The sequence below is a fragment of the Lysinibacillus sp. NPDC097214 genome, from assembly GCF_050277945.1.
Lineage (GTDB): Bacteria > Bacillota > Bacilli > Bacillales_A > Planococcaceae > Lysinibacillus > Lysinibacillus xylanilyticus_B.
The window spans coordinates 34,763-50,652 of record NZ_JBNNSS010000008.1 but is presented as its reverse complement, the minus strand read 5'-3'; the positions used below and the strand labels follow the sequence as shown (position 1 = coordinate 50,652).

At 36.7% G+C, this 15,890-nt stretch carries 14 protein-coding genes; 3 read left to right on the top strand and 11 right to left on the bottom strand.

The genetic code is table 11. The features are described 5' to 3' along the window. Positions 1 to 98: 98 nt before the first annotated feature. Positions 99 to 725, bottom strand: a complete 627-nt coding sequence (locus ACQKMI_RS17760) for a hypothetical protein (RefSeq protein ID WP_427491084.1) — start codon at positions 723 to 725, stop codon at positions 99 to 101. A 232-nt stretch (positions 726 to 957) separates the two neighbouring features. Here ACQKMI_RS17760 and ACQKMI_RS17755 point away from each other — a divergent pair, with 232 nt between their 5' ends. Beyond that, positions 958 to 1,893, top strand: a complete 936-nt coding sequence (locus ACQKMI_RS17755) for a LysM peptidoglycan-binding domain-containing protein (protein ID WP_427491082.1) — start codon at positions 958 to 960, stop codon at positions 1,891 to 1,893. 175 nt (positions 1,894 to 2,068) lie between these two features. Here the strand turns inward: ACQKMI_RS17755 and rlmH are convergent, their stop codons facing one another. The 8 genes from rlmH to yycF form a co-directional block, all read right to left on the bottom strand. Continuing rightward, complete coding sequence (gene rlmH, locus ACQKMI_RS17750) at positions 2,069 to 2,548, bottom strand: 23S rRNA (pseudouridine(1915)-N(3))-methyltransferase RlmH (protein WP_079563384.1); 480 nt, start codon at positions 2,546 to 2,548, stop codon at positions 2,069 to 2,071. Between the two features lie 90 nt (positions 2,549 to 2,638). Then, positions 2,639 to 2,803, bottom strand: a complete 165-nt coding sequence (locus ACQKMI_RS17745; RefSeq protein WP_427491080.1) for a CxxH/CxxC protein — start codon at positions 2,801 to 2,803, stop codon at positions 2,639 to 2,641. A gap of 455 nt (positions 2,804 to 3,258) precedes the next feature. Then, positions 3,259 to 4,557 (bottom strand): S1C family serine protease, encoded by a 1,299-nt coding sequence (locus ACQKMI_RS17740; RefSeq protein ID WP_427491078.1) that lies wholly within the window; start codon positions 4,555 to 4,557, stop codon positions 3,259 to 3,261. A gap of 271 nt (positions 4,558 to 4,828) precedes the next feature. Then, on the bottom strand, positions 4,829 to 5,617 hold the full coding sequence (locus ACQKMI_RS17735) for an MBL fold metallo-hydrolase (protein ID WP_427491076.1): 789 nt from the start codon (positions 5,615 to 5,617) through the stop codon (positions 4,829 to 4,831). Then, positions 5,617 to 6,438, bottom strand: coding sequence for a two-component system regulatory protein YycI (locus ACQKMI_RS17730; RefSeq protein ID WP_427491074.1), 822 nt, complete (start codon positions 6,436 to 6,438; stop codon positions 5,617 to 5,619). Before ACQKMI_RS17730 ends, ACQKMI_RS17735 begins: the two co-directional genes overlap by 1 nt. Beyond that, entirely contained in the window at positions 6,425 to 7,750 is a 1,326-nt protein-coding gene (locus ACQKMI_RS17725) for a YycH family regulatory protein (protein ID WP_427491072.1), read from the bottom strand. Before ACQKMI_RS17725 ends, ACQKMI_RS17730 begins: the two co-directional genes overlap by 14 nt. Continuing rightward, positions 7,747 to 9,615 (bottom strand): cell wall metabolism sensor histidine kinase WalK, encoded by a 1,869-nt coding sequence (walK, locus tag ACQKMI_RS17720; protein WP_427491070.1) that lies wholly within the window; start codon positions 9,613 to 9,615, stop codon positions 7,747 to 7,749. Before walK ends, ACQKMI_RS17725 begins: the two co-directional genes overlap by 4 nt. Positions 9,616 to 9,621: 6 nt before the next feature. Continuing rightward, positions 9,622 to 10,335, bottom strand: coding sequence for a response regulator YycF (yycF, locus tag ACQKMI_RS17715; protein WP_323648426.1), 714 nt, complete (start codon positions 10,333 to 10,335; stop codon positions 9,622 to 9,624). A 249-nt stretch (positions 10,336 to 10,584) separates the two neighbouring features. Between yycF and ACQKMI_RS17710 the strand changes: the two genes are divergently transcribed. After that, on the top strand, positions 10,585 to 10,764 hold the full coding sequence (locus ACQKMI_RS17710; protein ID WP_427491068.1) for a hypothetical protein: 180 nt from the start codon (positions 10,585 to 10,587) through the stop codon (positions 10,762 to 10,764). Between the two features lie 247 nt (positions 10,765 to 11,011). On the opposite strand, the gene ACQKMI_RS17705 is transcribed toward ACQKMI_RS17710, so the two are convergent. Beyond that, positions 11,012 to 12,472: a peptidoglycan DD-metalloendopeptidase family protein gene (locus tag ACQKMI_RS17705; RefSeq protein WP_427491066.1), complete on the bottom strand. Its 1,461-nt coding sequence runs from the start codon at positions 12,470 to 12,472 to the stop codon at positions 11,012 to 11,014. A 526-nt stretch (positions 12,473 to 12,998) separates the two neighbouring features. Between ACQKMI_RS17705 and ACQKMI_RS17700 the strand changes: the two genes are divergently transcribed. Then, entirely contained in the window at positions 12,999 to 13,811 is an 813-nt protein-coding gene (locus ACQKMI_RS17700) for a YitT family protein (protein WP_427491064.1), read from the top strand. A 603-nt stretch (positions 13,812 to 14,414) separates the two neighbouring features. Here ACQKMI_RS17700 and ACQKMI_RS17695 read toward each other — a convergent pair. Then, complete coding sequence (locus ACQKMI_RS17695) at positions 14,415 to 15,707, bottom strand: adenylosuccinate synthase (RefSeq protein WP_427491062.1); 1,293 nt, start codon at positions 15,705 to 15,707, stop codon at positions 14,415 to 14,417. Positions 15,708 to 15,890: the final 183 nt, after the last annotated feature.

The following is a 15,890-nucleotide window of genomic DNA, read 5'->3' as shown; positions in this document are numbered from 1 at the left end:
TTTATTTTAACATTTATTCAATAATTCCTAATAACATCGCTGATGCTAAAATTTACATTAATGGCACGGCACATATAGGGGAATTTTTACTATTTTTATTAAGCTTCTAATGTTTTATAAATCTTTTTGACTCTTTTTAATTGTGGTGCAGTTAGGTATTTTTCTCTTTTTCGTAACACTTTCAATAATTCCTCTTTATTTTCATCTGTTACGGCTAATAGCGTACTTTCCGAGTGCTGAGGAATTTCCTTTGTTCTGCAATTCTCAAGGTGATGAAGTAATATTGGAAAAATCACATCATTGTTTTCCTTACTGACAGCTGCTAACTTCGCAAGAGTTAGGACACCTTTATCAATTGTAATAACTGAACCAACTTTCATAGCACTTTTTAATATATTAAGATGAGCCATAATGGTTTCTGATGCTCTATCGGCAATCGTTGCTAATGCCGTCATTCCGCCCCAGACTAAACGATTATTAGGGCTTTTTAGCAACTCTATAAAAGTCAGGACATACTTACTGATGAGTTCTGGTTTAACTTGCCCAATTTCGTACGCTACTTTAATACAATCGTATTGAATCTTTTTATCTTTGCAAGTTAGGTTTTCAATTATTTCTTCTATGCCCGTATAATTTTCTTCATTAACTAATTTATGTGCCAGCTCAATATTTGGCTCTTCATCGTTTCGACCTAGTTGAGAAGCTAACAGGTTCACAACTGACATGATTATCCCTCATTTATTAAATTTATTTAATGTATAAACATTATCACATTTAACCCTTAATGAATCAGGTATCCTCATCATGGAAATAGTATCCTTTAATATTAGAAATATTATTGCAATATAAATGCCATGGACGAAATCAAATTAACACCTCCTTGTTCTTTTTCTCAGAAAAATCTATGTTACGATGATTTTACATTAACAACTAAGAACGCACATGGAGGATTAATAAATGCTTAAAAAAATAATTTCAATTGTACCCGTTGCAATGCTTTCGGCAACTTTAGGTGCTAATGCTCAAGCTGCAACAATTACCGTACAAAAAGGAGATACTCTTTGGGATTTATCTCGTGCACATAATACTTCTGTAGAAAATATCAAAACATTGAATCATATTACTACTAACCTTATTCACCCTGGCGATGTACTTACCATTGCACAACAATATACCGTTAAGCAAGGTGATACACTATGGGACATAGCCCTAGATCATCAAGTCACTGTTTCGCAAATTAAAGAATGGAACCAATTACATACGGACCTTATTCATCCGGGATTAAATCTATCCATTATTGATGGTACGAAAACGAGTACGGCTGTAACTGACAAACCTATAAAGCCTGCAGCTCATGCAGCAAAGGAAACTACAACTTCAGTAACAAATAATACAACTACAATGGAGAGTAAATCTGAAGAAACTGTTTCATCAACAAGTAAAACAGCTTCAAAGGATAGTGCACCTGAAGCGACCGCTTCATCAACAAATAATACTGCTTCAAAGGAGAATGCACCTGAAGCAACTGCTCCATCAACAAATAATACTGCTTCAAAGGAGAATGCACCTGAAGCAACTGCTCCATCAACAAATAATACTGCTTCAAAGGAACTTATAGTGGAAGCTTCAGCCTATACGGCTTCATGTGAGGGATGTTCCGGTATTACTGCTACTGGAATTAACCTTAAAACAAACCCAAATGCGAAGGTCATATCAGTTGATCCAACTGTAATTCCACTGGGTAGTAAAGTTTATGTGGAAGGCTATGGTGAAGCAATCGCAGGGGATACTGGCGGTGCCATTAAAGGAAATCGAATCGATGTCTTCTTCCCTTCTCAACAAGATGCACTTAATTTTGGAGTAAAACAATTAAAGGTCACAATATTAGACTAACTTAACCAGTCTAATAAGCAAAAAAAGAACCAGATCAGGTTCTTTTTTGCTTATTTATTCAATCCTACACCATCTTTTTGCTTTTAAATCTGGACCATATTCTAAAATGCATATTCTTGGTGATTCTTTTGCGTATTCTTTCTATCTGCAGTTAAGTTCTTTAACAAAACCGCACTTACTTATGATACGGTTCACCCTTCATAATTCTAAAACTCCTATAAACCTGCTCCACCAAAACAAGCTTCATTAGCTGATGTGGTAATGTCATCTTTCCAAAGGATTGTTGCTCATCAGCTCGTTTTAACACATCATCATGTAAACCAAGGGAGCCGCCAATGACAAACGCGATTTTGCTTTTGCCGTAGGTCATGAGGGATTCAAGATCTGCCGCCATTTGTTCCGAAGTTTTCATTTTGCCGTTAATAGCTAAGGCGATAACGTATGTATCTGGGCCGATTTTAGATAGAATACGTTCACCCTCTTTTTTCTTAACGATTTCCATTTCTGCTTCACTTAGCTGCTCAGGCGCTTTTTCATCAGGTACTTCGATTATATCCATTTTTGCGTAGCCACCAAGACGTTTTACGTATTCGTCTATGCCCATTTTTAAGTACTTTTCTTTTAGTTTTCCGACTGATACAATCGTTATATTCACACGTTATCCACCTTTACATTTCATTTACAAACAAATTATCCACAAAAGTTATCAACATATCCACAAGTGATTCCTATATCTTGTGTAAAGTTATTTACTTGATACAAGATATTCTGCAGGCAGTTCACAGTAGTTACATTTTGTGGATAACTTTTTATCCACTTCGATTTTATCCATAATCGGGAACTCTTTTTGCTCTGCCACAAACATGTCTAAAGCGTGTTCTATATGGTTTTCACAGCTGTATTTTTCCATTTTTGCACCTCTTCTTATTTTCCGAAATTTCCACAAACTTATTCACAATTCGGTCTATGTTATCCACAATCTATTGTAACAAAGGACAGGCAAGTATGGAAGAATAGGCTTCACACCGCCACTCATTGTGTTAATGTTATTATTCACAATTTTCTAGTTATCCACAATATTTTCTAAATCATTCTTAATAATTCACTCAATGCCTCTGAATATTTTAGGCTCCTCACTATAATGTAGGGTTGATTTCCGCCCTGGCTGGGTGCTTTGTTGCTGACGCTTCGCTTTCGCACAGAGCAAAGCTTCCTGGGAGCGTCCGATGAGCCGCTTCACTCCAATCAACTTATAAAATGGCATAGATTAACGAATATTAGCTCCAACTTTCGAAGATAATTAATATCTTTAGATTCCCCCAAAAAAAATCAGTGGAGATCATATAATCCCCACTGATTTTTAATTTACAATGAATCGCTATTTGTTAATGTTAGTGATAGATCCACTAATTTACCTTGGCGATATACTTTCATCGTTAATTTATCACCAATTTTTTTGTCGTTATATAAATGTTTACGTAAATCGATGGCTGTTTCAATTTTTTGGCCATCCATTTCAACAATTACATCGTATTGTTTAGCGCCTGCTTTTGAAGCTGGAGAGTTCGCTACAACATCTGTAATAACAACACCTGTTGTTAAGTCTTTTGGCAATTGTAATGTTTGTTGTTGGTAGAATGCTGGAACATCCGTTAAGTCTACTAATGAAATACCCATTGTTGGACGTTTCATTTCACCATTTTTCTCTAATTCCTCGATAATTGGAATTGCTGAGTTAATCGGAATCGAGAATCCTAAACCTTCAACAGAAGATTGTGCAATTTTCATGGAGTTAATGCCGACTAATTCACCAGCAAGGTTAACAAGTGCACCACCACTATTACCAGGGTTGATAGCTGCGTCTGTTTGTAATACTTCTTGTTGCCAATCTACTGTGCCATCACTGTTTATGTCTACTGGTACAGAACGATCTTTACCAGAAACAACACCTGTAGTAACAGAGCCATAGAATTCTAAGCCAAGTGGGTTACCGATTGCGATAACTGATTCACCTTGTTTTAATACATCTGAGTTACCAAATGTCGCCACTGTCTTAACATCTTTAGAGCTGATTGAAATGACCGCTAAGTCTGTCCAAACATCGTGACCAACTAATTGTGCTACTTCTTTCGTTCCATCAGGCATTGTTACTTCTAACTGTTTTGCACCTTCAATAACATGGTTATTTGTCACGATAAAGGCTTTATCACCTTGAACTTTGTAAATAACACCTGAACCGCTTCCTGCAGGCTGTTCTGTTGAAGATTGTGGATTCCAGAATCCGCCGCTTGCCACTTCTTGAATATTCGTGATTCCTACAACAGCCCCTGAAGCCTTATCTACTGCTTTTGTAACATCAGTAGTCACTTCTGTTGCAACTTGATTAATCGTTGTTTCATTTTTAGCTGTGCTGCTTGTCGTTGTACCTGGCATTTGGTTGACAAGGCCAGGCATCATGAGCCAAACGAGTAAAGCGCCTATGATGACACCAATAAGACCAGTGAAAAAGTAACCACCCTTACCTCCGCCACCGCCTTTCTTTTTATGACGCTTCTCTTGCATTTCTCGCTCCTCTTGTTCGAGTCTCTCCTGAAGAGGTGACTTCTGTATATCATCATTTTTTAATAAATCATTGTTTTTATCATCATCTTGAAAATAGCTCATTCTCCTCATCCTTTCCCTTATCAGTATTTGTTAGTTGTTACCCTAATATTACAATTCAAACATTAAAATCAGATGAAAAATAAATAAAATGGACATAAAAATGGCTGTTCAATCACATTTTATAGAAAATGTGATTGAACAGCCTCATGACAGCTTCATTATATATCGATATTATTAACTCACGTTAAGCCAAGAACATTTGTAGCTAACGCTTTGCTTTCGCTACAAAAACACTTGTAACTACCGTTTCAAAAACATTTGTTGAAAGAAGTTAAACAGTTACTAATTTTGTCGGCTCTTCTGCATCTGTATCAAATAAATTTAAATACTCTCCGGCAATAATGCCGCAGGATTGCAACGTTTGTGTGACACTCATGCGCGCAAGCTCTTTCATGTTATTATCCATACTTAAATGTGATAAATAAATATTTGTTGGTTTTTCAAATACTACTTCGCTCATTGCTATAGCTGCATCCTCATTTGAAACGTGCCCTACATCACTTAAAATACGACGTTTGATAGACCATGGGTAGCGTCCCATTTGCAGCATATTCACATCGTGGTTACTTTCAAATACAAAGGAATCAGCACCTCGAATGATACCCTTCATACGGTCGCTAACATAGCCTGTATCCGTAATAACAACAAGCTTACGCCCGTTTTCATGGAAACTATAGAACATTGGATCTGCTGCATCATGTGATACGGCAAAGGATTCAACGGCTAATGAACCAAAATGCTTTACAGTATCCATGTCAAATTCAAAACGTTGCTCTAAAGGTATTTCACCAACTAGCCCGTCCATCGCCTGCCATGTTTTGGTGTTTGCATAAATAGGTACATTATATTTTCGTGCCAATACACCTATTCCTTTAATATGATCACTATGCTCATGCGTAACGAAAATGCCACTTAGCTGTTTCATATTGCGGTCGATTTTTGTAAATAGTTGCTCCATCTTTTTGCCACTTAGACCAGCATCGACAATAAATGCATGATCATCATTCTCTACATAAATCGAATTTCCTGTACTGCCACTGGCTAAAACACTAAATCGCATCATTCAACTCCCCAGTCTTCCTCTTGTTGCTTGTCTCCTTGAATTTCAATAATTTTTCCATCAATAGCATCAACGAAGTACTCTTCTATTTCTCCGTCCGATAATTCCACTTGTACTTCCCATGTTGGTATTAACACTTGCGTTTGCGTTAAATTACTAAATGTCGAGTATCCTAACTTCACTTGCGTAATACTCGAGTCTGACTTTAATAGCGTTTTATTATAAAGTGTTTGGAAAATTTGAAGTGGTGGAATGACAGTTTCCTGTTGCTCCATCTCTTCGATATTGTCAATCATTGTCTGCTCATACTTTATCACTTCGTTATCCATATTCCAATGTACTTTTAATAAGGCACTATCATTGTAATAGAACATTCGATTATTTTTCTTCTGGAAGAAGACTGCGACTCGTTCCTCACGGTCTACCTTCCATAATGCATAAGAATCTCCACTCTTAACGTTTGTGTGGACAAAATCGATAAAGCTTGTATCATCATTAATATTTCGTAATTTCACAGGATTGATAAAATTAGCACTTATTTGTGTATGTGCTTCATCAGTGAAACTCACTTTCTGATTATTATCAGGAGCAGTATTTTTAAAAATATGCACTTCGCCTGTAATGTAAGTAGCAGACTCGTTACTATTAGGCAGTGGTCCATACGTAATATTATCATCTTTTAAACGGGCTTCTATTGTTTTTTCACCTAGTATTTCTACACTCTGCGCTTCATTATAGCGATTTAAATACAACCAATACAAGAAGATATTTAAGATTAAAAAAACGAATATAAAAATAGATTTTGTTCTATTCCAATCCATTTTTGACACCCCCTACTATTTCAGGCGTCAGTTTCGTGGATACACCATTACGAATGACAAACCAGCACGGCTCTAATGTCACTATTGTACTTTGATCATGAGTCAAATTGAAACCCACAACAATGTCATCTATATCTGATAAAGCAATGTTATCTAGCTTTTTAATTTTTTCAACGATTTCCGATCCTGACGGAAGTACTTTCGTCTCTCTCTCGGATGAAATATCTTTCTCAAAAGAAAAGTATGGACGTTTGTAGACGAAAATAGTATTATCTCCCCAAACGGTTGTAATTCGACTTATAGTCATAGTCTGTTCACTATAAATCGGTAATCCGTGTAAATATAACTGATATTCTAATTGGTTATTGCTTGTACTTGTTGATACATAGCGATAATCATCTGAAAAGCCTCCGTGCTCATTGATAAATTCAAAACTATCCTTCAAGAGCTTGGAAGGTTCTATTCTTAAACTACTTTCTGCAGCTGGATAGACATAGGTCAATGATTTCAATTTTGAATCAAGCACCATCCGTGACATTCCATCATGATATTTTTCAGTAGTTGTACTTTCATCAGTTCGCCGAACATTTTTTAGATTTGTAAATAATACATCTTTAAATAATTCGGGTTTCTCTTCTATAAAATACGTATACTTTGCTGCTTCAACTTTATCGTTTGCAATATATAGTGAGGTAAAGCCATCTCGCTCCACCTCTGTAAAAGTGCCATATGTTTTCGCTGGCTCAATAATATTTCGTACAAACTGATTAGCATTTTCTAGACTTACATGCGAACGCATCAATGATTCATTATTGCCACTAATGAAAAACACCTGTAAATCTTTGTTACTATAAGTACTCCAATCTATAATCATACGATTAAAGGTTGTTTCAGGTAGCTCCTTATCAGCAAACTGAAAAATTGTGTTAAAGGCAGAGTAAGGAATCTCACCAGTAAAAAAGACAGTCATACAATTATTAGTACGAATCATCTCGTTTACAGAGTCGGCCGTAAGATTATTGTTTACAGGCATTAAATCTAGAACATTCCATCCCTCAAATGTTTGCATAATATCTTCCATGACGCTATTAGAAACTGTTCCGGTAAATTCCTTATCAAAACGGTAAATAGCTTTATATGGACGAATAACATCCGCCACTTTTTTTTGTGGTCCAATCAGGATTTCTTTGCCCTCAGTCTGTTCAATATATTTATAATCTGGCGTGTATGTCCAAATTATAAAAGTTAAAACCACACTTAGCACAACGAGTAGAAATAATACAACTGATTTAACTGGTTCTATATATTTCATTCCCACTCACCTGCCTCGTCAAAATCATCTAAATTAAGTGGTAATGTGAAGAACACTGTTGTTCCATGTCCTTCCTCACTTTCAGCCCATATTTTACCGTCATGAGCTTCAATCATTTCCCTGGCAATAGCTAGCCCTAGACCAGTTCCTCCCATAGAACGAGCTCGAGCTCGATCTACTCGATAGAAACGTTCAAAAATACGTCCTACATTTTCCTTAGGAATTCCCATACCATCATCAGAAATCATAACCTTCAGAATATCTCCTTGCACTGTAAAACCAAAACGAATATTACCTCCATCTGGTGAATACTTAATAGCATTGGAAATGATATTATCAATAACCTGTGTCACCTTATCCGTATCAATCTCTACATAATAAGATGCCTCTGGTAATAAACGTTCAAATCTTACTTTGTCTGACTTAGACATTTCAAAACGATCGATAATACGGTTAAAGAATGAATTGAATAGAACAATGTCTTTATTCAACTCATAATCTGAACTATCCATTCGTGATAACTGCAATAAGTCATTCACTAAACGGATCATACGCTCTGTCTCTGTTTGTGTGACATTCAAAAATGTTGGAGCAATATTTTCATCTTTCCATGCACCATCTGCTAACGCCTCTAAATAACTACGCATCGTCGTTAATGGTGTCCGTAATTCATGTGACACATTCGATACAAATTCTCTACGATCCATCTCTATTTTTTCCTGCTCTGTAATATCATGCAGTACAGTAATGAGCCCATTAATAAAGCCTGTTTCTTTTTGAATAACCGAGAAATTCGCACGTAAAATATACGGTGCGTCTGCTGTACTGAAATTTAGATTCACCGCATCATTCATATGAATTAAATCCTCAAAACTATACTCTTGGTCAATACCTAAAACAGATGCAATCGGACGACCTAATGTAATATCTCTTGAAATATGCAGCAATTCTAGCGCAGGATCATTAATAAGAATGATGCGCCCTTTTCGATCTGTCGCAATAACACCATCCGTCATATTACTAAGGACCGAATCGAGCTTTCGTCGCTCTGCCTCTGTAGTAGATTGCGCCTCCTGCAAGCGATTCGTTAAATGATTAAAGGTGATCGCAAGCTGTCCTATCTCATCTGTACCATAAACCCGCACTTTTCTAGAATAGTTACCCTTTGCCATCGCCTGTGCCTGCTTACGCATATCTACAATTGGCTGTGTAATTGTTCGTGCCACTAAAATTCCTAAAAAGATAGTAATCACCAAGGATACTGCCGTACCCCCAAGGAAAATACCGTTAATGTCATTTACTTGTTTAAAAACAGATTCAATATTAGCTTCAATGTAGAGTACCCCTACGATTTCATCATCAGGACCTGCACCCTCTCGAATTGGCGAAGCTAACACCCACACTCGATTTCTTGTTTTATTATCAAGTTTAATGTTTTCAAATAAAGTTTCTGCAGAGATTGCACGGCGCACGAGATCATTATTCGAGCGCTGTCCAATCAAATTTTGATTGTCTACCTCAGATGTGGCGCGAATACGTTGTCTATTATCGATGACACGGATTTCTAAAATATCGCTATTAGAAACTTCCCTCAACCCCGTGGAAAACTCCATAACTATCGTTTTCAAGCTTTCTTCAAGAGATGGCATACTACTTTCATCGCGTTCTTTTAACATTTCTTCACGAATGCTATATTCCATCAAATCGACACGTTGAAAAATGGATTCTCGGAAGTTGCTTTTTAAATTTTTCTCTAATTCTTGCGCAAAATAGATTCCTATTATTTGCAATGCAAGTAGGATGAGTAAAATGTAAATTAGTACTAGCTTGACATGAATTGATTTAAAGAAGCTTACTTTCTGCATTCCTTTTTACTCCTGTTCAGGATTTCGTAAATAATAACCTACACCACGGCGTGTAACAATCCAAGCTGGATGACTAGGATTGTCCTCTATTTTTTCCCGTAAACGACGAATCGTTACATCAACTGTTCGTACATCGCCGAAATAGTCATAGCCCCACACAGTTTGCAGTAAATGTTCACGCGTCATTACTTGACCGATATGCTTACCTAAATAATGTAATAATTCAAACTCCCTATGCGTTAGTTCAATTGCTTCATCACGTTTCAATACTAAGTAAGCGTCTGGCTGAATAACAAGAGAGCCTACTACAATTTCATTGGATTCTTCCTCGACCTCTTCAGCAGTAGGGGCTACTACCTGTAAGCGACGCATATTTGCCTTTACACGCGCAATAAGCTCTCGTGTACTAAATGGCTTCGTCACATAATCATCTGCGCCCATTTCTAAGCCTAATACTTTATCAATCTCTGAGCCTTTTGCCGTTAGCATAATGATAGGGAAATCATACTTTTTTCGTACTTCTCTACAAACTTCCATCCCATCACGCTTAGGTAACATTATATCTAAAAGCATTAAATCCGGTTGCTCTTCCTCAACTTTCTCTAGGGCTTCATCTCCATCATAAGCACAAATAACTTTGTAACCTTCTTTTATTAAATTAAACTGTAAAATATCTGCGATTGGTTTTTCATCGTCAACAACTAAAATGGTTTTTTCCATATATTTCTCTCCCTTTCGCTTTTTATCTATTCTTAAACGATTTGTATTTTATCAATTATGATTCGGCTTTGTGGCTAAGCCTACATGGCCGACACGATGTCAGTCATTTAGGTAATGCCGCAGGACGTGACGTTTTTACCGATACAGGTCAGTTAGCCGTTATCGCATGGATGCGATGATTTTAGGCTAACATCCTATAAGCACTCCTTTCGGAATCCGTGACATCCGCCGGAGGCTTTAGGCCAACAAATGTCTTTTGTGCGACAGCAACACGGTTTTAACTGTGCGAAAGCGAAGCGTCAGCAACACGGTTTTAACTGTGCGAAAGCGAAGCGTCAGCAACAACAGCACGATGTTGGTCACTCAGGCGTTTTCACAGGATGTGAAGTTTTTAGCCTAAGTTCTTCTATTTCAGCAGGCACCCGCTGAAAAATAACTTCAACTGGCATTCAACTCACCACCTATAGAGGTGGGGGAATTTTGCTGAAAAAAGTTAAAGTCACTACTCTAACTCTACCATGCTTTTAACTTCTATGCATTATTCTAAATCCTAAGACAATATACGATATTGTATCGAACTATTTTTCGACAAATATTTCTCGGGAAATAACATAGATTTATATACAACATATACAAAAAGACAGCCCTATTTTGGACTGTCTTCTATTCGAACTGATTAACGCCCTACATATGTTAATGGATTTTCTAACGAACCATTTTTTTCAACTTCAAAGTGTAGATGTGTACCTGTTGAATTTCCAGTAGAGCCCATAATACCTATAACAGAACCTTTTTCTACTACTTGTCCTACTTCCACTTCAATTGAAGAAAGGTGTCCGTAAAGCGTTGTATAACCATTATGATGATCAATTACGATACGATTACCGTAGCTACCTGAGACACCAGCAGCGGCAACAACACCATTATCTGAAGCTAAAATATTATAATTAGTAGGACGAGCAATATCAATACCACGATGGAGTTCTCCCCAACGTTGACCCATTCCACTTGAAATATAGCCACCCACTGTTGGCCAAGTAAATTCACCCGTACCACGTGAAGAAATTACCTTCGTACCAACTACTTCAATTTCGTCAACTGGTTGTTGTATAATTTCTTCTTCTAACGCAACTTTGGATATACGAGTCCCATTTTCAAACGTTAATAAATAAGATGTTTCTTTTCTTCCATTAACGCCTTGTTGTTTAATCACTTTCTCACCTTTATACATCGTCGGATCTTCTTCAACTATTTTCTTAAACGGAATAGTATCAGTAACTTTCTTCTCCTGCTTTACTTCAAGTGTTACAAATGGTTTAGCGACTGTTACGTTTAATGCTTGTCCAATCTGTAAAACTGTATCAACAGTGATACCTGGATTTAACGCTGCTAGCTCAGTTGTTGTTAATCCATGTTTTTGGGCAACCGAGCCTAAAACATCACCTGATTGAACTTTATATGTTTCTTGTTCAAGAGAGCCTGTCATTAAATATTTCACAGCTTCCGTAGGCGTTACAATAGCATTTGGTGCTACTTTTTGTGTTGTACCTGAAACTTCCTGTTTAAAAGAAACATCTACAAGTCGCGCTTCACCAGTCTGTAATGGTGGAACGTTCGTTGATTGCTGGTTAACATATAAACTATTTAGCTCTTGCTGTGAAACATATTGTAGTTTTAGCATACGAATAGTATCTTCATAGTCTTTTGCATCTTTTAAAGAAACTACAGGTTTGTCATTTACAGATAATGTAAATGATGGAGATTGAACTACTAAAGATTGCTCTAATTTCTCCAAAATCTCCACATCTTTAGTTTGATTACTAAATACTTTCTCTGGAATTACTTTGACAGAAGAACTAGCATCGATAGATAACTCTTTGTAGTTTTGACCTACTTCTTTTTCCTTTGACGCAATGATTTCTTCGATAGCTTTCTCATTAGAGACCGCACCTATATATTTATTTCCCACGTAAACGTGATAAATTTTATTCAAATCTTCATTATGATTTTCTTTTGCAAAACCTACATTAACCGTTAAACTTGTCATTAACACTGTAATAATGGATATCTTTTTAATTGAAGAAAAATTGTAAGTGAATCTACTATTTTTTCCTTTTCTTGACCAAGACGAACTCATCAATAAAGCCCCTTCCAACTTTAACCTATCGTAGGATTAATTACCCACAAGGATTTTTTGCACCAATATACTGTACCATAAAGAAAATACAGTTAGATTGTTTTCATCTTTTTGTAATGTAAATGTATTATTTCTCTACTACTTGTTACATAATTCCTATTTTTGTAGCAATTAATAAAAATAATTTCAGGTGTGGATTTTCGCTCCAGCCGTGTCTTTTCAAAGGATATCTGATGTGGATCCACTCAATACACTTCACTTTCGGTACAAAAGACGTTTACTGAAAGAAGTTAAATTCTTTCAGTAAATTTGTAGTGTTTGAGAAAAACGTAGTATTTCATTTATTTTTAGTATGATTTAAGACTTACCACTTTTTACTTTTTTAATATTCCGATAAAATAGAATAGAGATATACTAGTTGATTGGAGCGATTAATTTGAATGATTCACAAACCTCTGGAATAACCCCTAAAGTAAGAAAGCCCCAAAGTAAGAATACTGTTCGTAAACTTATAATGAGGACCATTATGGTGTCATTAGGTGCAGTCATTATGGCACTCGGGCTGGAGCTATTTTTAGTACCAAACAACATTATGGATGGTGGAATCGTAGGCGTATCCATTATCACTTCTCATTTATTAAATTTACCTCTCGGTATCTTCATCTTCATTTTAAACTTACCTTTTATCTTTTTAGGCTATAAACAAATTGGTAAAACTTTTGCACTTTCATCAGGGCTCGGAATTACAGTACTCTCATTAACAACACTTTTCTTACATAATCTAAAACCATTTACTCAAGATACTTTATTGGCCACAGTTTTTGGAGGCATGATATTAGGTATTGGTGTCGGCATCGTCATTCGTTATGGTGGTTCGTTAGATGGGACTGAGATTTTAGCTATTTTATTCAATAGAAAAACACCGTTCTCCGTTGGTGAAATTATTATGTTCTTTAATTTACTCATCTTTACGGTAGCGGGATTTGTGTTCACATGGGAACAAGCTATGTACTCTATCCTGGCATACTATATTGCCTATAAAATGATCGACATCGTCATTCAAGGGATGGAGGAATCAAAATCTGTATATATCATTAGTGATGAAATTGATGAAATCGGACAGACCATTATGGACCGACTTGGTCGAGGTGTAACTTTCCTTCATGGTGAAGGGGCTTATACGGGGAACGATAAAAAAGTTATTTTTACCATCATTACCCGATTAGAGGAATCGAAGTTAAAATCAATCGTCGCTGAAATTGATGATAATGCATTCCTAGCAATCGGCAATATTGCAGAGGTTAAGGGTGGTCGCTTCAAGAAGAAAGATATTCACTAATGACAAGGGCGTACCATATATGGCACGCCCTTTTTAATGTTATTTGAAAAACATCTATGAAAGTGAACATTATGGCTACTTACCATAATCAAATTGAATAGGCTTATTACAGTGACGCTATATTACATTTTGTGTAGCTACGCTTTGCAAAAAGGATCTATTGCTGCCGCTTCGCTTTCGCACAAAAGACATCTATTACGACCGCTATATTTTCACATATTATCACTATAAATTAGAGTAATATGCCAGAAAATATATGTTAAGTGAAGTGGTTGATTGGAGTGGAGACTGAGCGACTCCTCGGGGATCAGCAATAGGGGAACGAAGGCGTTATCACATCCTGTGATAACGCCTTCGTGACCAACATCGTGTTGGCCCGAGACCCTGGAGCGAGCAGCGCGAGTGAAGCGGCTCATCGGACGCCCCCAGGAAAGCGCTCAGTCGGAACGGAAATCAACCCCTCGTTTTGCCGAAGAGTCTTACTTAATTTTGAATATATAAAATATAACGGACAATAATTGCGTCTCGCCCCAAAATTCAGAGTAAGGAAAGAGGTATAAAAAAGGACGTACCGTGTATGGTACGCCTTTTTGTGATTTATAATTATTTTGCTTCCCAAACGTCCACTAAAACGTTCGTTTGTTCACGTGCAGGACCAACAGAGAAAGTAGCAATTTCAATACCAGTTAATTCACTCACGCGTTCTACATAGCGTCGTGCATTCTCAGGTAGCTCTTCTAATTTTTTGCAGCCTGTAACATCTTCTGACCAGCCTGGAAGCTCTTCATAAATTGGTACACATTGTTCAATAATATGAAGGTTTGCTGGATACTCAGTAATTGTTTCATCTTTATATTTATACGCAGTACAAATTTTCACTGTTTCTAAACCAGATAAAACATCAATTGAATTAAGTGCAAGATGCGTAATACCACTTACTCGGCGTGAGTGGCGCACAACTACCGTATCAAACCAGCCTACACGACGTGGACGGCCAGTTGTTGTACCGTATTCACGACCAACTTCACGAATTTGTTGACCAACTTCATCAAATAATTCAGTCGGGAACGGACCATCGCCAACACGAGAAGTATAGGCTTTAGATACACCAATAACACTTGTAACTCGTGATGGGCCAACACCAGCACCAATCGCTACTCCGCCGGCAACAGGATTTGAAGATGTTACAAATGGATACGTACCTTGATCGACATCAAGTAAAATACCTTGTGCTCCTTCAAATAACACTTTGCCGCCTTCATCTAGTACATCATTTAAGATTTTAGACGTGTCTGTTACATATTTTGCGATTTCTTGTCCATAGTTGTAATATTCCTCGAAAATTTCTTCGAATGTTACGCCTTCAACTTCGTAAAATTTCTCAAATAATTTATTCTTAATTGCTAAATTTTGACGTAGTTTTTCTTCAAATACATCCTTGTCTAGTAAATCAGCCATACGGATACCAATACGTGCTACTTTATCCTGATAACATGGTCCAATCCCTTTACAAGTCGTACCAATTTTATTATCGCCACGGCTTTCCTCATCAGCGATATCTTGTTTTATATGATATGGCAAAATAACATGCGCACGGTTAGAAATTCGTAAATTATCTGTATCAATGCCACGCTCTTGTAAACCTCTAAGCTCAGTCACTAATGACTTTGGATTTACAACAAGACCATTTCCGATTACTGAAGTTTTTTCTTTATAGAAAATACCTGATGGGATTAAGTGTAACTTATAAGTTTCACCATCAAATTTAATAGTATGTCCTGCATTATCACCGCCTGCAAAACGAGCGATTGCATCGGCTTTTTGTGAAAGGAAATCCGTAATTTTACCTTTTCCTTCGTCTCCCCACTGTGTTCCTACAACTACAACTGATGTCATAGTCAGCACCTCCGTTAGATACGATTTGTATCTCAATTTTTAAGCCGTTAATTATTGTAACAATGATAGAAACGCCTAGTCAACATAAATACTTATAAACACGAACATAAAATCAAAAAATATGATTCAACGTTCGTGTTTAATAACAGAATGGTATGAATATTATCTAACATTCAGATTAAT